At 69.0% G+C, this 24,488-nt stretch carries 25 protein-coding genes; 16 read left to right on the plus strand and 9 right to left on the minus strand.

Annotation, left to right across the window (positions count from 1 at the left end; translation table 11 throughout):
* Nucleotides 1-5: 5 nt before the first annotated feature.
* Nucleotides 6-1,091: a pyruvate dehydrogenase (acetyl-transferring) E1 component subunit alpha gene (gene pdhA / locus ACH34W_RS00075; protein ID WP_395958536.1), complete on the minus strand. Its 1,086-nt coding sequence runs from the start codon at nucleotides 1,089-1,091 to the stop codon at nucleotides 6-8.
* Nucleotides 1,092-1,235: 144 nt separating this feature from the next.
* On the opposite strand from pdhA, the gene ACH34W_RS00080 reads away from it, so the two are divergent.
* Together ACH34W_RS00080 and ACH34W_RS00085 are read left to right on the plus strand one after the other, a co-directional pair.
* Nucleotides 1,236-1,880 (plus strand): GntR family transcriptional regulator, encoded by a 645-nt coding sequence (locus ACH34W_RS00080; protein ID WP_395958537.1) that lies wholly within the window; start codon nucleotides 1,236-1,238, stop codon nucleotides 1,878-1,880.
* Nucleotides 1,881-2,129: 249 nt separating this feature from the next.
* Entirely contained in the window at nucleotides 2,130-3,497 is a 1,368-nt protein-coding gene (locus ACH34W_RS00085) for an immunoglobulin-like domain-containing protein (protein WP_395958538.1), read from the plus strand.
* 23 nt (nucleotides 3,498-3,520) lie between these two features.
* Here the strand turns inward: ACH34W_RS00085 and ACH34W_RS00090 are convergent, their stop codons facing one another.
* The 3 genes from ACH34W_RS00090 to ACH34W_RS00100 all read right to left on the minus strand — a co-directional run bounded on the left by ACH34W_RS00090 (nucleotide 3,521) and on the right by ACH34W_RS00100 (nucleotide 6,574).
* Nucleotides 3,521-3,904 carry a PPOX class F420-dependent oxidoreductase gene (locus ACH34W_RS00090; RefSeq protein ID WP_395958539.1) on the minus strand — a complete coding sequence of 128 codons (384 nt, stop codon included), beginning with the start codon at nucleotides 3,902-3,904 and terminating at the stop codon, nucleotides 3,521-3,523.
* 275 nt (nucleotides 3,905-4,179) lie between these two features.
* Nucleotides 4,180-5,994: a bifunctional metallophosphatase/5'-nucleotidase gene (locus ACH34W_RS00095; RefSeq protein WP_395958540.1), complete on the minus strand. Its 1,815-nt coding sequence runs from the start codon at nucleotides 5,992-5,994 to the stop codon at nucleotides 4,180-4,182.
* Nucleotides 5,995-6,160: 166 nt separating this feature from the next.
* A complete protein-coding gene (locus ACH34W_RS00100) occupies nucleotides 6,161-6,574 on the minus strand; it encodes an ATP-binding protein (protein ID WP_395958541.1) in 414 nt (137 codons plus the stop codon).
* Nucleotides 6,575-6,673: 99 nt separating this feature from the next.
* Here ACH34W_RS00100 and ACH34W_RS00105 point away from each other — a divergent pair, with 99 nt between their 5' ends.
* From ACH34W_RS00105 to ACH34W_RS00120, 4 genes are read left to right on the plus strand one after another with little or no spacing between them, the layout of a single operon-like run.
* Complete coding sequence (locus ACH34W_RS00105; protein ID WP_395958542.1) at nucleotides 6,674-7,483, plus strand: helix-turn-helix domain-containing protein; 810 nt, start codon at nucleotides 6,674-6,676, stop codon at nucleotides 7,481-7,483.
* On the plus strand, nucleotides 7,480-7,680 hold the full coding sequence (locus ACH34W_RS00110; RefSeq protein ID WP_395958543.1) for a DUF397 domain-containing protein: 201 nt from the start codon (nucleotides 7,480-7,482) through the stop codon (nucleotides 7,678-7,680). The genes ACH34W_RS00105 and ACH34W_RS00110 overlap by 4 nt, the downstream gene beginning before the upstream one ends.
* A 59-nt stretch (nucleotides 7,681-7,739) precedes the next feature.
* Entirely contained in the window at nucleotides 7,740-7,940 is a 201-nt protein-coding gene (locus ACH34W_RS00115) for a DUF397 domain-containing protein (RefSeq protein ID WP_395958544.1), read from the plus strand.
* 59 nt (nucleotides 7,941-7,999) lie between these two features.
* Nucleotides 8,000-8,188, plus strand: coding sequence for a DUF397 domain-containing protein (locus ACH34W_RS00120; protein ID WP_395958545.1), 189 nt, complete (start codon nucleotides 8,000-8,002; stop codon nucleotides 8,186-8,188).
* 65 nt (nucleotides 8,189-8,253) lie between these two features.
* On the opposite strand, the gene ACH34W_RS00125 is transcribed toward ACH34W_RS00120, so the two are convergent.
* Nucleotides 8,254-10,371, minus strand: coding sequence for a HEAT repeat domain-containing protein (locus tag ACH34W_RS00125; RefSeq protein WP_395958546.1), 2,118 nt, complete (start codon nucleotides 10,369-10,371; stop codon nucleotides 8,254-8,256).
* Between the two features lie 82 nt (nucleotides 10,372-10,453).
* On the minus strand, nucleotides 10,454-11,152 hold the full coding sequence (locus tag ACH34W_RS00130; RefSeq protein WP_395958547.1) for a GntR family transcriptional regulator: 699 nt from the start codon (nucleotides 11,150-11,152) through the stop codon (nucleotides 10,454-10,456).
* Nucleotides 11,153-11,296: 144 nt separating this feature from the next.
* Here ACH34W_RS00130 and ACH34W_RS00135 point away from each other — a divergent pair, with 144 nt between their 5' ends.
* From ACH34W_RS00135 to ACH34W_RS00150, 4 genes are read left to right on the plus strand one after another with little or no spacing between them, the layout of a single operon-like run.
* A complete protein-coding gene (locus ACH34W_RS00135) occupies nucleotides 11,297-12,523 on the plus strand; it encodes an NRAMP family divalent metal transporter (RefSeq protein ID WP_395958548.1) in 1,227 nt (408 codons plus the stop codon).
* A gap of 2 nt (nucleotides 12,524-12,525) precedes the next feature.
* Complete coding sequence (locus ACH34W_RS00140; RefSeq protein ID WP_395958549.1) at nucleotides 12,526-13,293, plus strand: LamB/YcsF family protein; 768 nt, start codon at nucleotides 12,526-12,528, stop codon at nucleotides 13,291-13,293.
* 2 nt (nucleotides 13,294-13,295) lie between these two features.
* Complete coding sequence (locus ACH34W_RS00145) at nucleotides 13,296-13,895, plus strand: allophanate hydrolase subunit 1 (RefSeq protein ID WP_395958550.1); 600 nt, start codon at nucleotides 13,296-13,298, stop codon at nucleotides 13,893-13,895.
* Nucleotides 13,892-14,740: a biotin-dependent carboxyltransferase family protein gene (locus ACH34W_RS00150; protein ID WP_395958551.1), complete on the plus strand. Its 849-nt coding sequence runs from the start codon at nucleotides 13,892-13,894 to the stop codon at nucleotides 14,738-14,740. The genes ACH34W_RS00145 and ACH34W_RS00150 overlap by 4 nt, the downstream gene beginning before the upstream one ends.
* Here ACH34W_RS00150 and ACH34W_RS00155 read toward each other — a convergent pair.
* Both ACH34W_RS00155 and ACH34W_RS00160 read right to left on the minus strand, forming a co-directional pair.
* Entirely contained in the window at nucleotides 14,737-15,213 is a 477-nt protein-coding gene (locus tag ACH34W_RS00155) for a nucleoside deaminase (RefSeq protein ID WP_395958552.1), read from the minus strand. The two genes, ACH34W_RS00150 and ACH34W_RS00155, sit on opposite strands and share 4 nt — an antisense overlap.
* Nucleotides 15,214-15,346: 133 nt before the next feature.
* Nucleotides 15,347-16,099: a phosphatase PAP2 family protein gene (locus ACH34W_RS00160; protein WP_395958553.1), complete on the minus strand. Its 753-nt coding sequence runs from the start codon at nucleotides 16,097-16,099 to the stop codon at nucleotides 15,347-15,349.
* A 188-nt stretch (nucleotides 16,100-16,287) separates the two neighbouring features.
* Between ACH34W_RS00160 and xylB the strand changes: the two genes are divergently transcribed.
* The 5 genes from xylB to ACH34W_RS00185 all read left to right on the plus strand — a co-directional run bounded on the left by xylB (nucleotide 16,288) and on the right by ACH34W_RS00185 (nucleotide 22,125).
* Nucleotides 16,288-17,652, plus strand: coding sequence for a xylulokinase (gene xylB / locus ACH34W_RS00165; RefSeq protein ID WP_395958554.1), 1,365 nt, complete (start codon nucleotides 16,288-16,290; stop codon nucleotides 17,650-17,652).
* Between the two features lie 10 nt (nucleotides 17,653-17,662).
* Complete coding sequence (xylA, locus tag ACH34W_RS00170; protein ID WP_395958555.1) at nucleotides 17,663-18,820, plus strand: xylose isomerase; 1,158 nt, start codon at nucleotides 17,663-17,665, stop codon at nucleotides 18,818-18,820.
* Between the two features lie 94 nt (nucleotides 18,821-18,914).
* Nucleotides 18,915-20,078: a Gfo/Idh/MocA family protein gene (locus tag ACH34W_RS00175; protein ID WP_395958556.1), complete on the plus strand. Its 1,164-nt coding sequence runs from the start codon at nucleotides 18,915-18,917 to the stop codon at nucleotides 20,076-20,078.
* 38 nt (nucleotides 20,079-20,116) lie between these two features.
* Nucleotides 20,117-21,292: a dihydrodipicolinate synthase family protein gene (locus tag ACH34W_RS00180; RefSeq protein WP_395958557.1), complete on the plus strand. Its 1,176-nt coding sequence runs from the start codon at nucleotides 20,117-20,119 to the stop codon at nucleotides 21,290-21,292.
* Nucleotides 21,289-22,125, plus strand: a complete 837-nt coding sequence (locus tag ACH34W_RS00185; RefSeq protein ID WP_395958558.1) for a sugar phosphate isomerase/epimerase family protein — start codon at nucleotides 21,289-21,291, stop codon at nucleotides 22,123-22,125. The genes ACH34W_RS00180 and ACH34W_RS00185 overlap by 4 nt, the downstream gene beginning before the upstream one ends.
* A 9-nt stretch (nucleotides 22,126-22,134) precedes the next feature.
* Here ACH34W_RS00185 and ACH34W_RS00190 read toward each other — a convergent pair whose 3' ends face one another.
* On the minus strand, nucleotides 22,135-23,139 hold the full coding sequence (locus tag ACH34W_RS00190; protein ID WP_395958559.1) for a LacI family DNA-binding transcriptional regulator: 1,005 nt from the start codon (nucleotides 23,137-23,139) through the stop codon (nucleotides 22,135-22,137).
* Nucleotides 23,140-23,314: 175 nt separating this feature from the next.
* Here ACH34W_RS00190 and ACH34W_RS00195 point away from each other — a divergent pair, with 175 nt between their 5' ends.
* Nucleotides 23,315-24,367: a lytic polysaccharide monooxygenase gene (locus ACH34W_RS00195; RefSeq protein WP_395958560.1), complete on the plus strand. Its 1,053-nt coding sequence runs from the start codon at nucleotides 23,315-23,317 to the stop codon at nucleotides 24,365-24,367.
* Nucleotides 24,368-24,488: the final 121 nt, after the last annotated feature.

A 24,488-nucleotide genomic window follows, 5' to 3' on the forward strand; every position in this document is an offset into this window, starting at 1 on the left:
CCTCCTCAGGCCTGGAATACCGGGTCGGCGGGCAGGCGGCGCAGCTCGCCCTCGACCGGCGTCGCGTAGGTGTAGTCGAAGAGCGTCGACACGTCCGGGTGCGGGCTCTGGTCGGCGAACGCGGCGGCGTCCTCGACCTCGGCGGTCACCTCGGCGTCGAGCTTCTCGCGGTCCTCATGGCTGAGGATCCCGGTCTCCTCCAGCTCTAGCGCCATGCGGGCAAGTGGATCGGCGGCCTTCAGGGCCTCCTTCTCCTCCTTGGACCTATAGCGCGCGGGGTCCACGACCGAGTGACCCTTCAGCCGAAGACTCGTAGCCTCCAGCAGGTAGGGCTTGCTCTCCTTGCGAGCCCGCTCCACAGCAACCGTGGCGGCTTCGTGCACCGCGACGACATCATTGCCGTCCACCCTGGCGCTCTCCATGCGGTAAGCCGAGCCCCGCCGCCAGAGCTCGGGCTCAGCCGCGGAGTTCTCCACCGTGGTACCCATGCCGAGCCCGTTGTTGATGATCACGAAAACGACCGGCAGATCCCAAAGCGCAGCCATGTTGAGCGACTCATGGAACGCGCCGATGGCGGCCGTTCCCTCGCCCATATGGCACATGACCACTTCGTCGCCGCCCTTGTACGAAACCGCCAGAGCAGCCCCGGTGGCCAAAGGCAATTGCCCGCCGACGATCCCGTACCCGCCCAGCAGCCGGGCCTCGGCGTCGAACATGTGCATCGACCCGCCCCAGCCCTTGGAGACACCGGTCGAACGCCCGTACAGCTCCGCCATCACCCGGCGCGCCTCGATGCCCTTGGACAAGGCATAGCCGTGCTCGCGGTAGTTGGTGAAGAGATAATCCGTAGGCCGCAGCGCCGACATCAGCCCCACGACGGTCGCCTCTTCACCCAGATTCAGGTGGCAGTAGCCGCCGATCTTGGCCTCGGTATAGGCGCGCGCCGCGCGTTCCTCGAAACGGCGGATCAGCAACATCTGCCGGTAGTAGGCGATGAGGGTCGCGGCGTCAGCGCCCTTCGCGGTCGCCCGCCCGGCCGGGGTGCGGGCCTTGCGGGTCCGTGTCGGCCTGGCCTTGGTGGTCTCAGCCATCGCGTTCTTCTTCCGTGCGAGGGATGCGTGGCGCGGGGTCGCCGCCCACTAACCGATCATCATTGATCAATGATCGATCATTTCTGAGTCTACCAAGCCGCGTCAAGGTTCACTTACGACCACCGCCTGACCGGCACCTCTACGATGGTCAGCGTGAACGCCGCGACCGACGACGCTCCTCTGCTGCGCGCAGGACTCTCCCACCAAATCCGTGAGTTCATCGTGGAAGGGATCTCCACGGGCCGCTGGGCCCCCGGCGAGCGCATCGTCGAACGCCGCATCGCGACCGAGCTCGGCGTCAGCCAGGGCCCGGTCCGGGAGGCCCTCCGCCAGCTCGAGGCCCTCCGGCTGATCGAGTCACTGCCCAACCGCGGCGCCCGCGTCCGCGCGTTCACCGAGAAGGACCTGGCCGAGATCTTCCCGGTCCGCGCAGGCCTCGAACGCACCGCCGCGGAACTGGCGCTCCCACGTATCGCCGCGTGCATCGACGCCCTGGAAGAGCAGAACGCACGCCTCGCCGAGGCCGCCGAGACCGAAGACCTCCAGGCCCAGATGCGCCTGTCCATCGACTTCCACCGCGAGATCGTCGAAGCTTCGGGCAACCGCCTGCTCAGCTCAGTCTGGGAGTCCCTGGGCATCGAGCTCTGGACAACGCTCTCCCTGCGCATCCACAGAACCGAGATTTACTCCAAGTCCGCCGAGCACGCCCAACTCATCGAGGCCTTCCGCCGTCGCGACCCCGCCGCCCCCCAACTGCTCCACGATCACGTCATGAATTACGCCCCGTGATCGGCACGTTGTCGGCGCGTCTCGTGCGCTACCGCAGCGCAGCGTAATTGCCTCCGTTAGCAACCGCAGGATCGGCCCGCAGCTCATCCATGCGCTTGACGAGCCGTGCTCCACGGGGATGATCGCGAAGTGGCCCGTGGTCGGCGCTTTCGGATGCGGCCCGTCCCTTGACCGCTCCCATGAGCCCTTGTACGGTTTGGCCGATTTCAAGATCACTGTCCGATATTCGGGGTCGTCGAGAGGACCGAAGTGAGTCGCATCCGCGCCCGCTCCAGAGCCTGGCTGCTGTGCCTCTCGGTGCTGTCCGTGGCCCTGCTGACAGCGCCCGTGGCGGTCGCCGAAACGCCCCGGGCCATCTCCGGCGCCAACCTCGACGAGCGGCTGGACGAAGCCGCCAAAGCGCTCACGGTCTGGGACGCCCACGACGTCCGCGGCAACATCACCCTGCCGGGCAGGGGCCTCCATGGCGCCCGGATCTCCTGGAAGTCCACCGATCCCTCGACCGTCACCCGGACCGGCGAGGTGCGTCGACCCGCCCATGGGAAGCGCCCCGCCACCGCGACCCTCACAGCGACCGTCAAGCTCGGGCACCACCAGACCATGCGGCGCTTCGACCTCACGGTGCGCCCGCTGCCTAAGAAACGGCCACTGAAGGGTTACTTCTTTCCTTACTTCGCCGGGGAGAAATACGCCGACGGCGAGCAGATCTACTTCGCCGCCAGCCGCGGCAACGACCCGCTGCGCTGGGACGACCTGAACGGCGGCAAGCCGGTCATGGCCTCGACCCAGGGCGAGAAGGGCGTACGCGACCCGTTCATCATCCGTTCCCCCGAGGGCGACAAGTTCTACCTCATCGCCACCGACCTGAAGATCCACGGTGGCCAGGGGTGGGACCATGCGACGAGGCACGGCAGCAAGTACATCGAGGTCTGGGATTCCACCGACCTGGTCCATTGGTCCGAGCAGCGCCACGTGCGGGTTTCCGACGACATCGCCGGCATGACCTGGGCACCGGAGGCGACCTACGACAAGAGGCTCGGCGCCTACGTCGTCTACTGGGCGTCGAACCTCTACAGCGCCGACGACCCGGACCACCAGGGCACCGTCAACACCCGCCTGATGTACGCGACGACCCGAGACTTCCGCACCTTCTCCAAGCCTCGCGTGTGGAAGGACACCGGCGCGAACAGCATCGACGCCACCGTCGTCCGCGACGGGGACTACTACTACCGCATCAGCACGGACGACGGCGTCATCGGCTCCTGCACCGCCGACCTCGTCCTTGAGCGCTCCAAGTCCCTGACCGCGGTCGACCTGCCGGGCACCAGGCCCCGAAACTGGCAGCTGGTGGACGACTGCATCAGGACCGACTTCGGTCTGGGCTGGCTGGAGGGCCCGACGGTCTTCAAGTCGAACACCGAAGACCGCTGGTACGCCTTCATGGACGAGTCGTCCGGCCGCGGATACATCCCGTTCACGACCCGCGAACTGGACAAGCCCAGCTGGAGCATTCCGGACGACTACGACCTGCCCTCCCGCCCCCGCCACGGCACGGTCCTACCGATCACCAAGGCCGAACTCAACCGCGTCCGAGCCGCCTTCCCACCCGCCAACTGAACGCCCCACTTTCTCGGATGGACTCAGCCGACACCGGCGGTCTGTCGCTCGGGCTCGATCACGGCCACGACACGCTCTTGGCCTCGTGGGTAGGGCGTACCGGTGTACTTCGTGGCCAGCTGGTCGATGATCTTCCACCCCTCATCGCCCTCGATCCATTCGACGACCCGGCCACGGATGACGACGGGCTCGAACGGGTTGTCGACGGGCGCGATGGACAGCGCCATCCGAGGGTCGCGGCGCAGGTTGCGGGCCTTGAGCATGCCCGGACCGGTGAAGAAGACGATTCGGTCGCCGAGGGTGCCGACGTACACGGGAGTGTTATGGGGCGAGCCGTCAGGGAGGACGGTGGCGAGGTGAGCGATCGAGGTGCCGTCGAGTACGCGGCGTACATTCGGGTCAAGCATAGGTCTGCTCCTTCAGCGGGGGGTGTCGGCGCGCCACGGCGAACTCGGGTAGATCAGGCACGCGTGCGACATTAGGAGCGGTGTGACGACGGGGTCTTGAACGAATCGCGCAGAGTCAGACTCGTAGCGGCCTGCCACGGGTGGCAAGGAAGGCCCAGGCGCTGGTCCACCAGGCCGTCGAACATCGTCGGAAGGGGCGGCGCGGTCCCTGGCCGGAACCGCACGCCCACGATGGTGGTCCGCGCCGGAATGACCTCGATCTCCCTCGCAGCGTCCTAGCCGACTGGTGTCGCCCGGTTCAGCGCTGGTGGGCTTACCGGGGATTTCCTCTCCAGGTAGCGCCAGAGGGCGTCGCCGCCGTTGTAGAGGCTGCGGTCCTGCTTCTTCGCCTCGAACAGGGCCGTGAAGCCGGGGGTGGCGTTCTTGGCGAAAAAGTTGTTCGCCAGGGTGGCGATCCGGTAGGTGGCGTGTGGCTTGACCGGCCGGTTGCCGATCCGGATGGAGCCGGGAGCGATCCGCCGGCCGACCGGCTGCGTCGAGTCGTAGGTGTAGCGAACGTTGCCGGAGACGGCCATCTGCCGGTATTTGACCGACCCATCGGCGGCCTGCTGCCACTGGCTCTCCAGCAGCGTGTCGAGTTGCGCGCCGGTGATGTTGCCGCGGACCAGGCCGACGCCGATGCCGCTGTCGTAGACGGTGCCCAGGGCGACTTCGGAGAAGAGCACCCGGCCCGGGGCGTCGGCCGGGTTGGCCGGGTCGGCGGTGTGCCGGATGTCGCGGCGGAGGATGCCCGGCATCGCGACCGCGAGGTCGGCCCGACCGTCCCGGTTGGCCGCCCAGTGGAAGGCGTCGGCGGTCACGTTGTACATGGTCGACTCGGCGCTGTCGTTCGGCGCCCGGGTCAGGTCGGCGGTGACCGTCGCCACCGGGGTGTTGCCCCGGGGCACCATCTGCCGCCGCCAGTAGTCGGCGATCCGCAGCGTCTGCGGGTCGGGCGGAACGTCCTTGGTGTTGGCGTGGTTGACCGAGGTGGTCCGGTCCCGCAGTACCTCACCGGTGCGCCGGTCGAGCTGGAGGTTCATCTCGTTGATCAGCCGGCCGTGGTTGGCCGCCTCGACCACGGGGCGAGGGTTGCCGGCCGGATCGGGAAGCATGCAGTTGACCAGGGCGTGCCAGTGCCCGGTGACGATCGCGTCGACGTCCGGGGTGATCCGGGAGTTGAAGTCCACCACGGGGCCGGACGGGTCGACGCACTCGTTGTAGCCCGCTCCCGACTTCTGGGAGAAGCCCTCGTGCATGACCGCCACGATGGCACGTACGCCCCGCTTACGCAGGAGCGCGGCGTACTTGTTGACCGCCTCGGACTCGTCGAGGAAGTCGAAGCCCTTCGGCGTGTAGGACATCTGCTCCTGCGAGGTCAGCGCGGTGGTGGCGAACACGAAGCCGACCGGGATCCTGCCGCCGCGCCCGTCGTTGACGTACTCCACGTGGTACGGCGGCAGCGCCGGCTTCCTGGTGCGCTCGTGCACCAGGTTGCCGGAGTAGTAGCCGTAGTCAGCGCCACGGAATCGCCGGCCGGTCGAGTCGGTGAAGCACAGGTCGTTGTCGGGACGCCCCTCGCAGGTGCCGTCGATCATGTGGCGCAGGAACGCGTAGCCCCGGTCCATCTCGTGGTTGCCGGCCGTTGAGAAGTCCAGCCCGATCGAGTTCAGATACTCGATGGTCGGCTCGTTCCAGAACCAGCCGGTCTCGTTCGGCCAGCCGGTGAAGTCGTCTCCGGCGGAGAACAGGATCGAGTTCCGCTTGCCGTCGCGGAGCCGCTTGAGGTGGGAGGTCAGGTACGCACCGCCACCGACCTGCTGCGCGGGCTCCCCGGACCGCGCCCCGGGCACCGTGGTGGTGTACTCACCGAAGTAGCCGTGCAGATCGGTGATCGACAGCAACTGCACCGGCACCGGCCTGGTGGTCGGCGGTGTCGCATCCGCCGCCGAGGGGGCCGCGAGGGACAGGGTGAGCCCGGCGGTGACCGCCGCGACCAGGGCGGAAGACCTCCGGCGCAGGGCCATACCGGTTCGCAGTGCGTCGTACATTCAGCATGGCTCCTGAGCTCGCCGAAGTGGATCTTGCTCCGGCAGCTTGCCGATCATCGCCGAACGCCCGGTGAACGACAGACAGGGGCGACCTGACCAACCGATTACGGACGTCCTCAGGCCGGGAAGCTCCACGACCACGTCATGAACTACGCCCTCTGACCGTTCAGGCAGGCATAAGGGCCCAGACGACCTTTCCTTTGCGGGTGGCTGAGGGACGAACGCCGGTGTCTTTGGCGTAGGCGGTGATGATGGTCAGGCCACGGCCGTCTTCTGCGTCTAGTGGTGGGTCGCGGTGTTGGGGGAGTTCGGGGGAGGGGTCCCAGCACTCCAGGAGCGGGGCACCTTGATGAGTGGCGATGCGGGCTCGGATCTCGCCGCCACGAGCTGCGTTGACGGCGTTGTTCACGATCTCGCTCATGACGAGCATTGAGTCTTCGACGAGCGGCCGAGGGTAGCCCCATGTGGTGAGTGCGTAACGGACCAACTCGCGGATGAGGACCGCCGACGAGGGTTCGGCGAGCAGGGTCATACGGATCTCGGGGTCATCGTTCGCTGGTTCCGTTGCGTGATCGTTCATCGCCGCCGTCCTGAGATTCGTGAACTCGACCTCAGGATCGTCGTTAGCGAGTTAGCTTGCAGTGGATTGGAATCCACGCGATACACCTGTAGGTGAGCGATGAGTGTCAGAGAGTCGATCGACCCGAAATCCTCACTCTGGGCCTGGCTCGCCTTTGACCTGTGGTTTTATCGCTCCCAGCGAGGTCTGTCATTGGCTCAGACGGCACTGATCGTCAAGGTTGCCCGGGGGACTGTATCCAACTGGGAAGCTGGGCGACTGCGTCCCAGCGACGAGCACATGAGGCGCCTCGATAAGGCTTGGGACACCGGCGGGCATTTCGAGCGTCTGCTTTGGTATGCGCGTACGGGCCATGACCCTGACTGGTTCCGGCAGTACCTTCAGTACGAGGCTGGAGCCTCGATCATCAAGGTGCACAGCGGCAAGACGGTTCCGGCACTGTTGCAGACCGAGGAATACATGCGTGTGCTCCTCACGCGAACTGGTCAGCAGGATGTCGAACAGGAAGTGCAGGCAAGGCTTAAGCGTCAGGAGATCCTTGCCAGGCAACAACCTCCGTACCTGTGGATCCTTCTGGATCAGGAGGTTCTGGAGTGTCAGGTCGGCGACTCCGAGGTGATGCGGGCCCAGCTACAACGCTTGCTGGACAGTGCGGAGTCGCTGCGCACCTCCGTTCGCGTGATCCCAAGGTCATCGGGGTGGCACCCTGGGCACGATGGGGCGTTCCAGGTCCTGAAGGTAGGTTCCAGGGAGATCGCGTACGCCGGGGCCCAGATCGGAGGGCGTCTGATCGAGGCCGGTGACGAAGCGACAATCCTCGCGATACGGTTCGATGAGGTGGGGGCGCTCGCCCTTCCGAGGGGCCCCTCACTCGAGACGATCGAGAGAGCGATGGGGGCTTTCGAGTGACCCGATGGCGTAAGAGCTCCTACAGCGGCGGCGGCAGCGACAACGCCTGCGTCCAAGTGGCTCGGTTGCTGGGCGCGGTCGGCGTAAGGGACTCCAAGGATCCTGAAAGCGGGCGGCTGGAGCTTTCGAACGGATCCTTCGGCGCGCTGATGGCGCAGATCAAGCGTGGAGAGTTTGACCGGCCTGCAGATTGGTGATGTCACCTCTCGCGGGCCGTTGCCCCGAAAGACGTCGAGCAGGCGATGAGGTCTTTTGCATGACCGAGTGGCGTAAGAGTTCTCGTAGTGGTGGACTCAATGATGACGCCTGCGTCGAAGTAGCCCGGTTGCCGGAAGCGATCGGCGTGAGGGATTCCAAGGATCCTGGAGGCGGTCAGTTGGAGCTCGGGAACAGATCTTTCGGCACGCTGATGACGCAGATCAAGCGCGGAGAGCTTGATCGGCCTGCAGATTGGTGATGTCACCTCTCGCGGGCCGTTGCCCCGAAAGACGTCAAGCAGGCGATGAGGTCTTTTGCATGACCGAATGGCGTAAGAGCTCTCACAGTGGCAGCGGTAACGACGACGTCTGCGTCGAGGTGGCCCGGTTGCCGGAAGCGATCGGCGTGAGGGATTCCAAGGATCCTGGAGGCGGTCAGTTGGAGCTGGGAAGTAGATCGTTCGCTGCGCTGGTGCAATTGGGCAAACGCGGGAAGCTTGATCTGTAGAGGTCGGTGGGCTGGTCGCGCGTTGATCCGGCAGTGGGCAGGTCAGCGCGTGGGCGTGGTCCGGCTCACTCCTTGACCGCGCTGAGCATGTCCCGCACCCGTGTGACCTCCCACGGAGGGTCTTCGACAGGCCAGTTCGCATTGAGTTTCTCAAGTAGGGCGCGATGGTCCTCTATGACCTCTTCCGCCATCAGGCCCCATGCCGCTGCGGCCTGCACTTCTAGCTCGGGGCAGCGCGTTGCTCGCACGAGTGCGTCCACGGAGTTGGTCCCTGGCGACACGTCCAGCAATTCCAGTGCCCTGACGCGGTCATGCAATGGCACGTTCTCGTCGCACGCGACATTCCCAAGCGCCTCGATGAGCCGTGAGTCGGCTTCCTCAGCGTCCTTGAACTCCACCGCATCGAGGGCCTGGGAGCGGATCAGGTCGCTCGCGGCGGTCTCCACCACCTCCGCCACGAGAGACGGCTCCGCGGCGACGCGCAGCGCTGCCAGGGCGCTGAGGTGCAGGGCATCGGGCCCGTAGTGGCTGCTGAGTTCGGCCGGTGAAGGTGGTTGCCGCAGCATGTCGCGGATGCGGTCCAGGATGAGTGCGCTCTCCGGTTCACGGGCTTCCTCTCCGCCCCGCTTCACGGCGCCGTCGGGACTCCACCAGTGGTCGAGGGCGATGCCCACGGCCGCCTGGTCGTCACTTTCGAGCAGCGTGCGAAGCGCCTGGTGATACGACTCGTCCGCTGTGGGAGCTCTCAGTCTGTTGTGGGCACGATGCAGGTCCGGGTCCGCCAGCCGGTGGCCTTCCCAATGGACGCTGTGCGGCTTGCCGAAGATCAGCTCAATGGGGTCCTCGCCCCAGGGGCGCTGGGGAGGCCGGTCGCCCCAGCTCTCGGCGACCTCCTCCAGGATGGCGCGATGCCGATCCAGGCCACCCGTTCTGACCAGGTAGAAGGACGCGTGGGCCTGCACCTTGGGCTCACCCTCGCGGAGCGCTCGGAGGAGAATGTCGTCCGCGTCCGCACCGAGGCTTTCGGCCAGGATGCGGATCGCTGTCTCCTTCGTACCGACGGAGGGGTCGAAGATCAGGTCGCCCAGGGCGGCGATGAGTTTCTTGTTCCTTTCCTCGGCCAGCATGCCGTAGGCCATCCAGATGGCCTCGTTGCGCACCGCGTCCGAGTCGGTGCGGGTGAGAACGTCCAGCAGGAGGTCGGCGTCGGCGGGCTCGGCGTGCCGTGGCCCGATCATGTTCAGGGCGCTCACCTCGGCGGGTGACATCGGCCGCCGGAGCACGTCACGGGCGCGGGCCAGAACCTCGGGCAGGTAGGCCTCGGCACGTTCCTCGTCCTCCAGGACGTAACGCAGCCCCTCCGAGGACTCGTAATGGTCGAGCGCGATGCCCACGGCGACCGGGTCCTCGCTGCGGAGCAGGGTGGCGAAGGCTTTCAGGCATCCCTCGTCGGTGAGCGGGAACCTCAGCTCGTCATGGGCCTTCCGGAGTACCGGGTCGTTCAGTTCGGTGTCTTTCCAGTAGGTGCTGTGGAACCCTTCGAGCGCTTCGCGTGTGTGCTTGGCCTCCCAACCCGCGTCCTCCGGCCAGGACTCCGCGAGCCGCCTGACACGGTCGCGGTGAACGCGGAGCCGCAGGGGCGTCGCGAGACAAGCCGTCGCGTGCACCTGGAGTTCCCGTTCGGATGACTCACTGAGACGGACGAGGAGATCCTCGACCTCGGGAAGATCGAGACCCTCCAGGGGGTGCAGGGCGTCCTTGCGATCCCGCACGTCCAGGTCCTCATCCAGCACCATGGCGGTGATGAGCGTTAGTAGCCGCCGGTTCGGCTCTTCGCCCTCCGCGAGGGCGGTGCCGGCCGCGAGAAGCGCCATCTCCCGCACTCCGGCGTCCGGGGCGCCTTCGAGGACGTCGGCGATCAAATCCGCGTCCTCCTCTTCGGCGAGGTGCAACATCGCGGTGAGAGCGCTCGCGTGGCTGTGGCCGGACGGAGGTTGCCCGAGGAGGTCTCGGGCGGCGAAGAGCACCTCGTTGGACAGCGGCCAGTAGGGGTTGTCCACACCCCACCTGGTGTCCGCCTGCGCCGACTGGTAATCGTCCAGAGCCTCGCGGACGATGTCGATGTCGTCGCTCCCCAGCCGGGCGCTGAACTCGCCGAGGTGGGACTTCTCGTCGTCGCTCACGAGACCTCCTTCGTGATCATCGCCTCAGGCTGGCAGAGCCGTCCGTGCTCTGTCTCCGCGATTTGCGATCACGCCGGGTTGGTCAGGGCACGCGATGGTACGTCTGGAGGAGCTGGGCTTGGGCGGTGCTGAGGTAGTCGTTCAGCTCATGTTCGGCGGCTTCTAGTTCGCCGCCTTGCACCAGGGTCACCAGCGTTCGGTTGCGTTCCAGATAGGGAGCGTGGAACTCGCGCGGTGAGGTCATCTGGTGGAACGCCAGGCGCAGTTCGGCCAGCAGGTGGCGCACCATCTCGTCCACGCGGGAGCTGCCGCACAGCGCGGCGATCGCCTTGTGGAACTGGATGTCGGCGGTGCCGACTTCTGGCCAGTCGCCGGCCGCGGCGGCCTGTTCGCCTGCGGTGACCGCCGCGTCCAGGCGTGCGAGTGCCTCGGGTGTGGCGGCGGGCGCGTTGCGCAGGCCTTCGCACTCCAGGATCCGGCGGGCGCGGTAGATGTCGGTGACGTCTTCGGGGGTGAGTGTGCGCACGAAGACGCCTCGGTTGAATTCGTGAACGAGCAGGCGTTCCTTGACGAGCATGCGGAACGCCTCGCGCAGGGTATTGCGTGAGACGCCGGCCGCCTTGCCCAGCTCTTCTTCGGGGAGGCGTGCGCCCGGCTTGAGGAGGCCTGCGGTGATCTGGTCGCGGAGCAGATCCGCCATGCGCGCCGCCGTGCTCGACCGGTCAAGGTCGTCCCGGGCCGCCGCGATCCTGCTCAGCCATGCCTCCGGCGCCGCCGTCATCGTTCCCCCTCCATGCCGCCCCCGACATGCCGCACCGTCAGCGTAGCCCCGTTCGGCCGAAAATGTATCAACAAGGGGATTGAAGGATTGTTGAACAATCTCTACCCTGGGCGAAAGGCCGCGACTCTCCCCCAAGGAGCAGCCATGACGGACGGAATCACTAAGGAACAGGTCAAGCCACCTACGGCCGCGCCGCGCGCTGCGCTGCTCGGCGCCATGTTCCTGATGGCCACCAGCGCCATCGGCCCGGGATTCATCACCCAGACGACCGTCTTCACCGCCAAGCTGGGCGCCGCCATGGCGTTCGCGATCCTGGTGTCGGTGCTCGTCGACATCGCCATCCAGATGAACGTGTGGCGGGTGGTCGGTGTGTCCGGCCGCCGTGCCCAGGACCTCGGCAACAGCGTGGCGCCCGGGGCCGGCTACCTGCTCGCCGCGCTCGACGTCTTCGGCGGCATCGTCTTCAACATCGGCAACGTGGCCGGGTGCGCGCTCGGGCTGAACGCGCTGCTCGGGCTGGACTTCAAGATCGGCGGGGCGATCTCGGCCGCGTTCGCGATCGCGGTGTTCCTGATCCGGCGCGCCGGGGTCGCCATGGACCGGATCGTGATCGGGCTCGGCATCCTCATGATCGTCATGACGCTCTACGTCGTGTTCGTGTCCGGACCGCCCCTCGGCGACGCGCTCACCCAGACCGTCGCTCCCGAGCAGGTCGACTTCCTGGTCATCACCACGCTCATCGGCGGCACCGTCGGGGGCTACATCGTCTACGCCGGCGCGCACCGCATGATCGAGTCCGGAGTCCAGGGCGCGGAGCACGTCAAGGAGATCACCCGCAGCTCGATCAACGGCATCCTGATCACCGCGCTCATGCGCGTGCTGCTCTTCCTGGCCGTGCTCGGCGTCGTCGCCGGGGGCGTGAAGCTGGCCGCGGACAACCCCGCGCCGTCGGCGTTCGAGCACGCGGGCGGCGAGGCAGGGCTCCGCGTCTTCGGCCTCATCATGTGGTCCGCCGCCATCACCTCGGTGATCGGAGCGTCCTATACCTCCGTCACGTTCCTGGTGTCGTTCTCCTCCTGGATCGAACGCAACCGCAACTGGCTGGTGGTCGCGTTCATCGTGGTGTCCACCGCCATCTACCTGGCCATCGGCAAGACGCCCGTCAACCTGCTGATCCTCGCCGGTGCGCTGAACGGCCTCATCCTGCCCGTCGGCCTGGGCGTGATCCTGTGGGTGGCGGCCCGGCGCCGCGACCTCCTGCACGGCTACCGCTACCCCACCTGGCTGCTCGCCCTCGGCGTCGCCGCCTGGTGCGTCTCGCTCTACGTGGGCTGGGAAGCCCTCTCCGCCATCGACGACCTCTGGAACTGACCATGCGCATCGACCTGAACGCCGACCTCGGCGAGGCCTTCGGCCGCTGGGAACTCGGTGACGACGACGCCCTGCTGGACGTGGTGAGCAGCGCCAACGTGGCGTGCGGCTTCCACGCGGGCGACCCGACCGTGCTCCGGCGCACCTGCAACCTGGCGGCCCGGCGCGGGGTGGCGATCGGCGCCCACACGGGCTACCGCGACCTCGCGGGCTTCGGGCGGCGCTTCGTGGACGTGCCGCCGGCGGAGCTCGCGAACGACGTGCTCTACCAGCTCGGCGCCCTCCGGCAGTTCGCCGACGTCGCGGGCACGAGGGTGAGCTACATCAAGCCGCACGGCGCGCTCTACAACGCCATCGTGCACGACGAGCGGCAGGCCGAGGCCGTGGTGGACGCGGTGCTCGACTTCGATCCCGCGCTCACCGTGCTCGGGCTGCCCGGCTCGGCGTGGCTTCGCCTCGCGGCCGAGGCGGGCCTGCCGGTGATGCATGAGGTCTTCGCCGACCGTGCGTACACACCCGAGGGCAGGCTGGTCTCCCGCCGGGAACCTGGCGCGGTGCTGCACGACCCCGTCGAGGTGGCCGAACGCTGCGTGCGCATGGCCACCGAGGGCGAGATCGTCGCGATCGACGGCTCCGTGCTGCCGGTCCGGGCAGACTCCATCTGCGTGCACGGCGACACCCAGGGCGCGGTCGAACTGGCCCGAGCCGTACGCACCGGGCTGAACGAGGCGGGCGTCACCGTCGCCGCGTTCGCCATGTCACCGGTCTGAGAATGCGGATCCTGCCCAACGGAGACGCAGCCCTCCTTGTCGAACTGCCGGACCTCGACGAGATGCTCGCCCTCTACGCGGCGCTCGCCGCCGAGCCGCCGCCCGGCGTTGTGGACCTCGTCCCGGCCGCCCGCACGGTCACGCTCCTGCTAGCCCCGGGTGCGGACAGGGCGGCCATCGCCACCGCGGTCCGCGCGGCCCGCGGACGTCCCTCGGGGGCGGCGTCCGCGGGCACGATCGAGATCCCGGTCCTCTACGACGGCGAGGATCTCCATGACGTGGCCGAGCTGACCGGCCGCACGCCCGACGACGTCATCTCGGCCCACGTCACCACCCCGTGGCGCGTGGCGTTCACCGGATTCGCACCGGGCTTCGGTTACCTCATCGGAGGTGACCTGAACGTGCCACGCCGCCGCACCCCGCGTGTCCGCGTCCCCGCCGGGTCGGTCGCCCTCGCGGGTGAGTTCACGGGTGTCTACCCCGTGGACTCGCCCGGCGGCTGGCAGCTGATCGGCCGTACCGACGCCGTGCTCTGGGACCTGGACCGTGACCCGCCCGCCCTGCTCCGTCCAGGCACGCAGGTGCGCTTCGTGTCCGCATGACCCTCGAAGTGATCGCGCCGGGTCCGTTCACCACGATCCAGGATCTCGGCCGCCCCGGCCGTGCCGCCCTCGGCGTCGGCGCCTCAGGCGCGGCCGACCCCACCGCTCTCCGCCTGGCCAACCGGGCCCTGGGCAACCCCGAAGAATCAGCCGCCCTGGAGGTGACCCTCGGCGGTCTCACACTCCACTCTCACATCGCCGTCTACGCGGTCGTGACTGGCGCCCCGGCCCCCATCACCGTGAACGGCCGCGCCGAACCCTCGTACGCCCCGTTCTTCATCCCGAAGGGCGCGGAAGTCCGCCTCGCCACACCGCCCACCGGCCTGCGCAGCTATCTGGCCGTACGCGGCGGCATCGAGACACCACCCGTCCTCGGCTCCCGTTCCACCGACACCCTCGCCAGACTCGGCACCTCGCTCACCCCGGGAACGATCCTGCCCGTAGGCCCGCCGCCCACCACCTCATTGACCATCGACGTGCTGCCCGTCCGGCCACCGCCCGCCGGAGACCTCCATCTCCGCGTCCTCCTCGGCCCACGCGCAGACTGGTTCACCGAGGACGCCCTCCGCACGCTGCTCTCCGAGCCCTACGAGGTGACCACCCAGATCGATCGCGTAGGCATGCGCCTGAACGGCCCACCCCTGGCCCGCGCCCGCACGGACGAGCTTCCCAGCGAGGGCATGGTCACGGGCGCCCTCCAGGTCCCGCCCTCCGGCACGCCCGTCCTCTTCCTCGCCGATCACCCGCTCACCGGCGGCTACCCGGTCATAGCCGTCGTGGCCACCGCCGACATCGGCCGCGCAGCCCAAGCCCGCCCCGGCCAGAAGCTCCGTTTCCACACCTAACGCGCGAAGCACTCGCGATGCATGGCCCGCAACTGCTCCGCGAACTCCTCGACCGGCCCCTCCACCACAACATGCGGCGCGACTTCCTGCACCGGCAGCGGCCGTACAGGCGGAGCACCAACACCGATCTCCGCAAGCCACCCCACCAGCTGCGCCGACGACGCCGCGTACACGATCCGCCCCAGCCCGACCCACCCGTGCGCCGCCGCGCACATCGGGCAGTGCTCACCCGACGTGAAGACCGTCGCCTGCGCGCGTTCCTCAGGCGTCATGTTCGCCGCCGCCCACCGCGCCAACTCGAACTCCGGGTGCCGCGTACGATCCCCGTCCGCGACCCGGTTGCGGTCCTCCGCCAGCCGCTCGCCCGCCCCGGAGACCAGCACCGACCCGAACGGCTCGTCACCAGCGGCAAGCGCCTCCCCAGCCAGCTCGACCGCCCGCCGCAAATGCCCCATCTCAACCTCAGAGATCATGCAATTCAGGCTAGCCCTCAGCCCACCGATGGCCACGTCGAGTGGAACGCCTTCGCCGACGCCATTCTTGGCATCGGCGATGGCTTCGTAATAGCCCGGCTGGTTGGTGGCGACCACTCCCGGTGGGTGGCCATCAGGCGGCGAGGGTGTAGGTGTCTTGGGTTGCTGCGGTGCGGGTGCGGCGGGCTTGGATGAGGGTGAGGGTCAGCATCGCGGCGGCCAGGAGGGCGGCGGCTACCAGGCCGTCGAGCCAGTAGTGGTTGGCGGTGATGACGACCACGAAGACGGTGATGGGGGCGTGCATCGCGATGAGCCAGCGCCAGCGGCTGGACGAGACGCGCAGGACGGCGAGGGAGACCAGGAGGGCCCAGCCGACGTGCAGGGACGGCATGGCGGCGTACTGGTTGGCGATGCCGTCGGCGGCTGCGGGGTAGGCGGAGGGGCCGACGGTGAGCATGGTGTCCGTCATGTTGAGGCCGGCGAGGCGGGGCGGGGCCAGCGGGAAGAGGACGTGGACGGCCATGCCTGCGGCGGTGAGGATCACGAGTTCGGTGCGGATCCGCTTGTAGTGGGCGCGGTGGCGGGTCCACAGCCAGATGAGGAGGGCCGCGGTGCCGGGGAAGTGCACGCCGACGTAGTAGAGGTTGGAGAGGAACGCGGTGTGCTCCCAGTGGAGGACCAGCTTTTGGAGGGTCTGTTCGTTGGGGAGATGCAGTGTGCGTTCGAGGTCCCAGAGCCAGGTGGCGTTCGTCATGGCTTGTGCCACGCCGGTCTCCACAAGCTGGCGGCCCCATTTGTATGCGGCGAACAGCACGAGCAGCAGCGTCACCTCGGTGAGGAGGGGGTGCACAAACCGGGTGGATCGCGGGATCGTCATGTTCGCCATGTCTTTCGTCCTCCGTGTTCAGCCGATGAACACAACCTTGATCGAACCAGGCGCCTCGGACATTGGGCCCAGCCCGCCTGATGGAGGAGGCTGGGGCCAGGACCGGGGGTGGGGGTAGCTCCACCCCCTGTTGTGTCGTAGGTCACGGCACGACTAGGGTCGAAGCGCTTCGACAGATCGGAGATGTCATGCTCGTCGCCGGGGTCGACTCGTCCACGCAGTCGACGAAGGTCGTGCTCTGCCAGGCAGAGGACGGTGTGGTCGTCGCGCAGGCGTCGGCGCCGCATCCGGACGGCACCGAATGCGATCCCCGGCACTGGTGGGATGCGCTCGGCCAGGCCAGGGAACTGCTCGAACGCGCGGACGCGGTCGCCGTGGCCGCGCAGCAGCACGGGATGGTCGCGCTGGACGACGGCGGGGCAGTAGTGAGGCCCGCTCTGCTGTGGAACGACACCCGGTCGGCGCCGCAAGCTTCCGCTTTGAGGGAGGAGTTCGGCGGACCTCGGGCGTGGGCCGAACGGGTCGGCAGCGTGCCGGTCGCCTCGTTCACCGTGACCAAGCTGCGCTGGATGGCAGAGAACGAGCCGGAGAACGCGCGGCGCACGGCGGCGGTGCTCCTTCCGCACGACTGGCTGACCTGGAGGCTCGGCGCGGCCGAGTACGTCACCGACCGGGGTGATGCCTCCGGGACGGGGTACTGGTCGCCCGGGGGGTATCTGCCGGAGCTGGTGCGTGGAGCCCTGGGACACGAGCCTCAGCTGCCGCGGGTCGCGGCGCCCGGCGAGGCGGTGGGTGAGACCGAGTGGGGTGCCTTGCTCGCGCCGGGTACAGGGGACAACATGGGTGCGGCGCTGGGGCTGGGCTTGCGGGGTGGGGACGTGGTGGTCTCGATCGGGACTTCGGGGACGGCCTTCGCGGTCGCCGAGAAGCCCGCCGCCGACCCTGGCGGCTTCGTGGCCGGTTTCGCTGACGCGACCGGGCGCTTCCTGCCGCTGGTGTGCACCCTCAATGCCGCGCGGGTGTTGTCGTCGGCCGCCGAGCTGATCGGTACGGATCTCGACGGGCTTTCCGTGGCGGCGCTGGCGGCCGAGCCCGGGGCGGGCGGGCTGACGATGTTGCCGTATCTGGACGGCGAACGGACTCCCGATCGGCCCGATGCGACGGGTGTGCTGGCCGGGCTGACCACGGCGAACGCGACGCGGGAGAACCTCGCGCGGGCCGCGGTCGAGGCGTTGTTGTGCTCACTGGCCGATGCCGTCGATCATCTTGTCGCCCAGGGCATACGGCCGCGCCGCACGTTGCTGATCGGCGGCGGCGCCCGTTCGGAGGCGGTCCGCACGCTGGCCCCCGCGATCTTCGGCACGCCCGTCATCGTGCCCGAGCCCGCCGAGTACGTGGCGCTCGGCGCCGCCCGGCAGGCCGCCTGGGCACTGGCCGGAACGGCGGAGCCGCCGGACTGGCCGGAGGCACCCTCGACCCATCACACCGCCGGCCCGGCGGACGCATCCGACGTCCGGGTCCGGTACGCCGCGTTGCGCGACACACCTATCTAAGGAGAAGCCCGTGAACGACTACACCCCACGGCCGGAGGACAAGTTCTCGTTCGGCATCTGGACGGTGGGCTGGCAGGGGGTCGACGTGTTCGGTCCCGGCACCCGCGCGCCGATGCCCGCCGAACGGGCGGTGCGCAAGCTGGCCGAGCTCGGCGCGTACGGCGTCAACTTCCACGACAACGACGTCTTCGCCTTCGAGGCGTCGGCGGCCGAACGCGACGAACGCATCGGGGCCTTCCGCAAGGCGCTGGAGGAGACCGGGCTGGCCGTCACCACGGCCACCACCAACCTCTTCTCGCATCCGATCTTCAAGGACGGCGCGTTCACCTCCAACGACCGCGACGTCCGGCGCTTCGCGTTGCGCAAGGTGATGGACAACCTCGACCTGGCCGCCGAGCTGGGCGCGGAGATCTATGTGTGCTGGGGCGGCAGGGAGGGCGCCGAGACCGGCGCCGCGAAGGACATCCGGGTTGCTCTGGACCGTTACAAAGAGGCCTTCGACGTCCTCGGGCAGTACGTCGCCGACCAGGGATACGCCCTGCGGTTCGCGATCGAGCCCAAGCCCAACGAGCCGCGCGGCGACATCCTGCTGCCCACGGTCGGCCACGCGCTGGCGTTCATCGAACGTCTCGAACGGCCCGAGCTCGTCGGCGTCAACCCCGAGGTCGGGCATGAGGAGATGGCGGGGCTCAACTACGCGCACGGCCTCGCCCAGGCGTTGTGGCAGGGCAAGCTCTTCCACATCGACCTCAACGGCCAGAACGGCCCGCGCTACGACCAGGACCTCCGCTTCGGCGCGGGCAACGCCCGTGGCGCGTTCTGGGTGGTCGACCTCATCGACGGCAGCGACTACGACGGGCCGGTCCACTTCGACTTCAAGCCGCCGCGCACCGAGGACGACGAGGGCGTTTGGGAGTCGGCGCGGGGCTGCATGCGCAACTGGCTGATCCTGCGGGAGAAGGTCCGGGCGTTCCGTGCCGATCCCGAGGTCGCCGACGCGCTGCGCGCCGCGCGGGTGGACGAGCTGACCACCCCGACCCTCGGTGACGGGGAGAGCTGGCGGGAGGTCCGCGACTTCACCCCGGACGTGGACGCTCTGGCCGCCAGGGGAGCCGCCTTCGAACGTCTCGACCAGCTCGCTCTGGAGCACCTCTACGGCGTGCGCTGAGCCCGCGAGCTTGTGAGTAAGCGCTTTCTCTCCTAGGCTTCGGTAGGAGGGAAAGCGCTTACCACGCTTCGGCGCACGATCCGCGGGAGAAACGATGTCTGCACGTACCATCGGCGTGGTCATGAACGGCGTGACCGGCCGCATGGGCCACCGCCAGCACCTGGTCCGCTCGGTCCTGGCGATCAACTCGGCGGGCGGCGTCGCCCTCGCGGGCGGCGGGCGGGTGCTGCTGAAGCCCGTGCTCGTCGGCCGGAACGAGGCGAAGCTGCGGGAACTGGCCGCCGCCCATGACATCGCCGACTGGACGACCGACCTCGGCGCGGCGCTCGCCGACCCGGCCAACGAGATCTACTTCGACGCGCAGGTCACCTCCGCCCGCGTCGGCGCCGTCGTCCAGGCGATCGAGGCCGGCAAGCACGTCTACGCGGAGAAGCCGACGGCCGAGTCGCTGGAGGACGCGATCACCCTGACCAAGGTGGCGCGGGCGGCCGGCGTGAAGAACGGCGTCGTGCAGGACAAGCTCTTCCTCCCCGGGCTGCGCAAACTGCGGCGCCTGGTCGAGGGCGGGTTCTTCGGCGAGATCCTGTCGGTGCGGGGGGAGTTCGGCTACTGGGTGTTCGAGGGCGACTGGCAGGACGCCCAGCGGCCGAGCTGGAACTACCGGGCGGCCGACGGCGGCGGCATCGTGCTGGACATGTTCCCGCACTGGCACTACGTCATGGAGAACCTCTTCGGCACCGTGGAAGCCGTGACCGCCCGCGCGGTGACCCACGTGCCGCGGCGGTGGGACGAGGCCGGTGAGCCCTACGAGGCCACCGCCGACGACGCGGCGTACGGCATCTTCGAGCTGGCCGGCGGCATCATCGCGCAGATCAACTCCTCGTGGACCACGCGGGTGTTCCGGGACGAGCTGGTGGAGTTCCAGGTCGACGGCACCGAGGGCAGCGCGGTCGCGGGCCTGCGCCGCTGCCGCGTCCAGCACCGCGCCGCCACCCCCAAGCCGGTCTGGAACCCTGACCTGCCCGCCACCGAACCGTTCCGCGGCCAGTGGCAGGAGGTGCCCGACAACGCCGAGTTCGACAACGGGTTCAAGGCACAGTGGGAGATGTTCATCCGGCACGTCGTGGAGGACGCGCCCTTCCCGTACGACTTCGCCGCGGGCGCGCGCGGCGTGCAGCTCGCCGAGGCGGGACTGCTCTCGTCCACCGAGGGGCGCCGCGTGGAGCTCTCCCCGATCGACTTCGGTACGGAGGCATGATGATCTCACGTGAACACCGTCGTCCACGGAGCGCCGCAGTGACGGCGTCGTCGGGGAAGGGGCGTGGGCTCCGGCTCCCCACGGCCGCGGGCGGCCTGGAGGACTACGTGACCGCCGAGCCGCGCGTCTGGGAGCACCAGGGCACGCAGCCGTCGCGGCGCATCGCCTACGCGGCCGCGCACGTCGTGGCCGACCCGCGTGCCGACAACGGCCCCGGCACGCCCGCCACCGTCGACTGGGACGCCACGCTGCGGTTCCGGCGGCACCTGTGGTCGTACGGGCTGCGCGTCGCCGACGCCATGGACACCGCTCAGCGCAACATGGGACTGGACTGGCCGGCCACCCAGGAGTTGATCCGGCGGAGCGCGGCGGAGGCCAAGCACTTCGGGGATCCGGCCGAGCTGGTCTCCTGCGGGGCGGGCACCGACCACGCCCCCGAAGCCGGCACCCTCGACGCCGTCACCGCCGCGTACGAGGAACAGCTCGCCACGGTCCGGAACGCGGGCGCCGGAGTGATCATCATGGCCAGCCGGCAGCTGGCCCGGGTCGCCCGCGGGCCCGAGGACTACCAGGAGGTGTACGGGCGGCTGCTCCGGCAGGCCGACCGGCCGGTGATCCTGCACTGGCTGGGGGAGATGTTCGACCCCAACCTCGCCGGTTACTGGGGTTCCGCGGACCTGGACGAGGCGTGCGAGCACTTCCTCACCCTGGCGCGCGAGCACGCGGACAAGATCGATGGCGTGAAGGTGTCGTTGCTGGACGCCGACCGGGAGGTGCGGCTCCGGGCCGCGCTGCCCACCGGGGTCCGGCTCTACACCGGCGACGACTTCAATTATCCCGACCTCATCGCGGGCGGCAGCGACGCGTTGCTCGGCATCTTCGACGCGATCGCCCCCGCGGCCGCCGTGGCGCTGCGCGCGCTCGACGTGGGCCGCACCGACCTCTACGAGGAGGCCTTCGGCCCGACCGTGCCGCTGGCTCGGAAGATCTTCGAGGCGCCGACGTACCACTACAAGACCGGCATCGTGTTCCTGGCCTGGCTGAACGGTCACCAGGACGCGTTCACGATGGTCAACGGAGCGCAGAGCGCCCGGTCGATCACGCACCTCGCCGAGGTGTTCCGGCTCGCCGACGCCGCTGGTCTCCTGGCCGACCCGGAGCTCGCGGTGGCACGCATGAGCGCCCTGCTCCTGACGTACGGGGTGGACCAATGAACAGGCTGTCGCTCAACCAGTGGACTACCCGCCGCTGGTCGGTGCCGGAGGCGGTGGAGGGGTGCCGCAAGCACGGCATCGAGGCGATCGGGCTCTGGCGGGAGCCCGTCGCCGAGTACGGGCTGGCCGAAACCGTCCGGCTCGTCCAGGACGCGGGCCTGCGGGTGTCGTCGCTGTGCCGTGGGGGTTTCTTCACAGGCGGAACCTGGTTGCGCGACAACCGCGCGGCGATCGACGAGGCGGCGGAGCTGGGCGCGGCGTGCCTGGTGCTCGTGGTGGGCGGGCTGCCCGGCGTGGTTCCGGGCGAGCCACCTGGGCTCCGCACGTCACGGGACCTCGCCGCCGCCCGCACCCACGTCGCCGAGGCACTGGAGTCGCTGGTGCCGTACGCGGAGGAACGCGGTGTACGGCTCGCGCTGGAGCCCCTGCACCCCATGTACTGCGCGGACCGGGCGGTGCTGTCCACGTTGAAGCAGGCGCTGGACCTCGCCGAGCCCTACCCGGCCGAACGGGTCGGGGTCGTCGTGGACACGTTCCACGTCTGGTGGGATCCCGAGGTCTTCGACCAGATCGCCCGGGCGGGCGACCGGATCGCGAGCTACCAGGTCTGCGACCAGCTCACCCCGCTGCCCGCGGACGTGCTGCTCGCCCGCGCCATGATGGGCGACGGCGTCATCGACTTCGCGCCGTTGACCGCGGCGGTGGCCGCCGCGGGCTACACCGGCGACATCGAGGTCGAGATCTTCAACGCCGACGTCTGGGCCGCCGATCCCGACGGGGTGGTGGAGACCATGAAGCGCCGCTACAGCGAGCTCGTCCTGCCCCAGGACTGAGAACAGGCCTCAGAGCCGCCGGGTGCTGGCGCGCAGCACGACCTCACCCTCGATGCGCTCGGTGGCCGGGCCGCCCTTGTCGCCGAGCGCGAGCTCCAGTGCCCGCTCGCCCATCTCGGTCAGCGGCAGGCGGACCGTGGTCAGCGCCGGCACCTGGTCGCGCAGGGTGGCGATGTCGTCGAAGCCGGCGACCGACAGGGCACCCGGGACGTCCACGCCCCGCTCGCGCAGCGCGGCCAGGGCGCCGACCGCCATCACGTCGTTGACCGCGAAGGCGCAGGTGACGTCATCCAGGCCGGCGTCGACGAGCGCGTTGGCGGCGGCGTACCCGCCGTCCCGGTCGAAGCCGCCGGGGACCACGCGCGGCGCCGGGATGCCGAGCTCGGCGAGCGTGTCGGCGAACCCTCCCACCCGGTCAGTGGCGGTGAGCAGCTCCGGCGGGCCGCCGAGGACGGCGAAAGACCGATGCCCGAGGCCGGCGAGCGCGCGCGCCAGCGCCGCCGCGCCCTCGCGATTGGCCGGGGCCACCGTGTTGACGCCGAGCAGGTCCTGCCCGATGCACGAGACGCGCCCGCCGCCCTCGCGATAGCGGTCGAGTTCGGTGCAGAGCCGCCCGGTGACGGCCTCGTCGGAGGTACGGGACCCCGCCAGCACGATCGCCCGGACCCGCTGGGTGCGCAGGGTGGAGACCAGCTGCATCTCCCGCCGGGGGTCGCGGTGCGTGGCACCGATCATCACGGTCAGGCCGTGCCGGTCGGCGGCCCGCATCGCCCCTTCGGCCAGGGAGGCGAAGTAGGGGTCGGTGAGGGCGTGCACGATCAGCCCGATGACATTGCTGGAGCCGCGGGCCAGGGTCTGCGCGGTGACATCGGCCTCGTAGCCGAGCTCCGCGGCGGACGCCTCGACCCGTTGCCGCAACTCGGCACCGACTTGCCGGTTGCTGCCGTTCAGTACGCGTGAGGCGGTGGCGAGGGATACCCCCGCGTGCCGCGCCACGTCCTCGAGCGTGATCACTGGTCCCCCCGGCCCCTTGGAAGGCGCTTTCACCGTCATGGTGCCGTAATGGCCGGTCACGGCTCAACTCGTGACCCCGGCCGGTGAAAGTACTGAAAGGCCCGTTCACACCCGGGAGCGCCGGGTTTACCGTCCGGGCGAGAGATCGATTCAGGGGCCGTGGACAGAGGAGGACATGGTGAGACTGCGGCGACGGACCGCGTGCGCCGTCGGACTGGCGGCCCTGCTCGGGCTCGGGCTGAGCGCCCCCCCGGCATCAGCGCACGGTGCGATGATGATGCCCGGCGGCCGGACGTACCTGTGCTGGAAGGACGGACTCAGCCCGACGGGTGAGATCAAGCCCAACAACCCGGCGTGCAAGGCGGCGGTGGCGCAGAGCGGCACCACGTCCCTCTACAACTGGTTCGCCGTGCTGCGCTCGGACGGCGCAGGACGCACGCGCGGGTTCATCCCGGACGGCAAGCTGTGCAGCGGCGACGCGAAGGTCTACGACTTCGGCGGGTACGACCTGGCCCGCGACGACTGGCCGCTGACCCACCTGACCTCCGGCAAGGAGATCCAGGTCCGGTACAACAAGTGGGCGGCCCACCCCGGCTCGTTCCGCCTCTACATCACCAAGGACAGCTGGAGCCCGACTCGCCCGCTGTCCTGGGACGACCTGGAAGACCAGCCCTTCGACACCGTCACCGACCCCCCGAGCGTCGGCTCGCCCGGCAACGAGGCCGCCCACTACTACTGGAACGCCCGGCTGCCGTCGGGCAAGAGCGGACGGCACCTCATCTACTCGGTGTGGCAGCGTTCCGACAGCGCGGAGACCTTCTACAACTGCTCCGACGTCGTTTTCGACGGAGGGAACGGCGAAGTGACCGGCGTCGGCCCCGGCACCGGCCCGACGCCCACCACGACGCCCACGCAGCAGCCCGGCGCGGTGTGCACGGCGGAACAGCGGACGATCAGTTCCTGGAGCGGCGGCACCCAGGGAGAGGTGAAGGTGACCAACACCGGCACCGTCCCGTTCGGCGGCTGGGCCGTGCACTGGACGTTCGCCGGAGGCGAGACCGTCGACTCCCTCTGGAGCGGCGCCCATACGCAGACCGGGGCTGACGTGGAGGTCAAGAACGCCACGTGGAACGGCGCTCTCCCGGTCGGCGGCTCCACCACGTTCGGCTACGTGGCCAGGTCCTCGGGTGCAGCCAGCGCGATCACTCCCCACTGCATGACGTCCTGAACTGCAGGACGTCCTGACCCGTTGACGGCTGCCCGTTTCCGAGGGCACGCGGCGCCTCCCGCGTGCCCTCGGTCTCGCCTGGAGATCGGAGATCGGCGAACAGCAGAGTGATCGGAGATCG

The organism is Actinomadura sp. 6N118 (genome assembly GCF_044326415.1).
Lineage (GTDB): Bacteria > Actinomycetota > Actinomycetes > Streptosporangiales > Streptosporangiaceae > Spirillospora.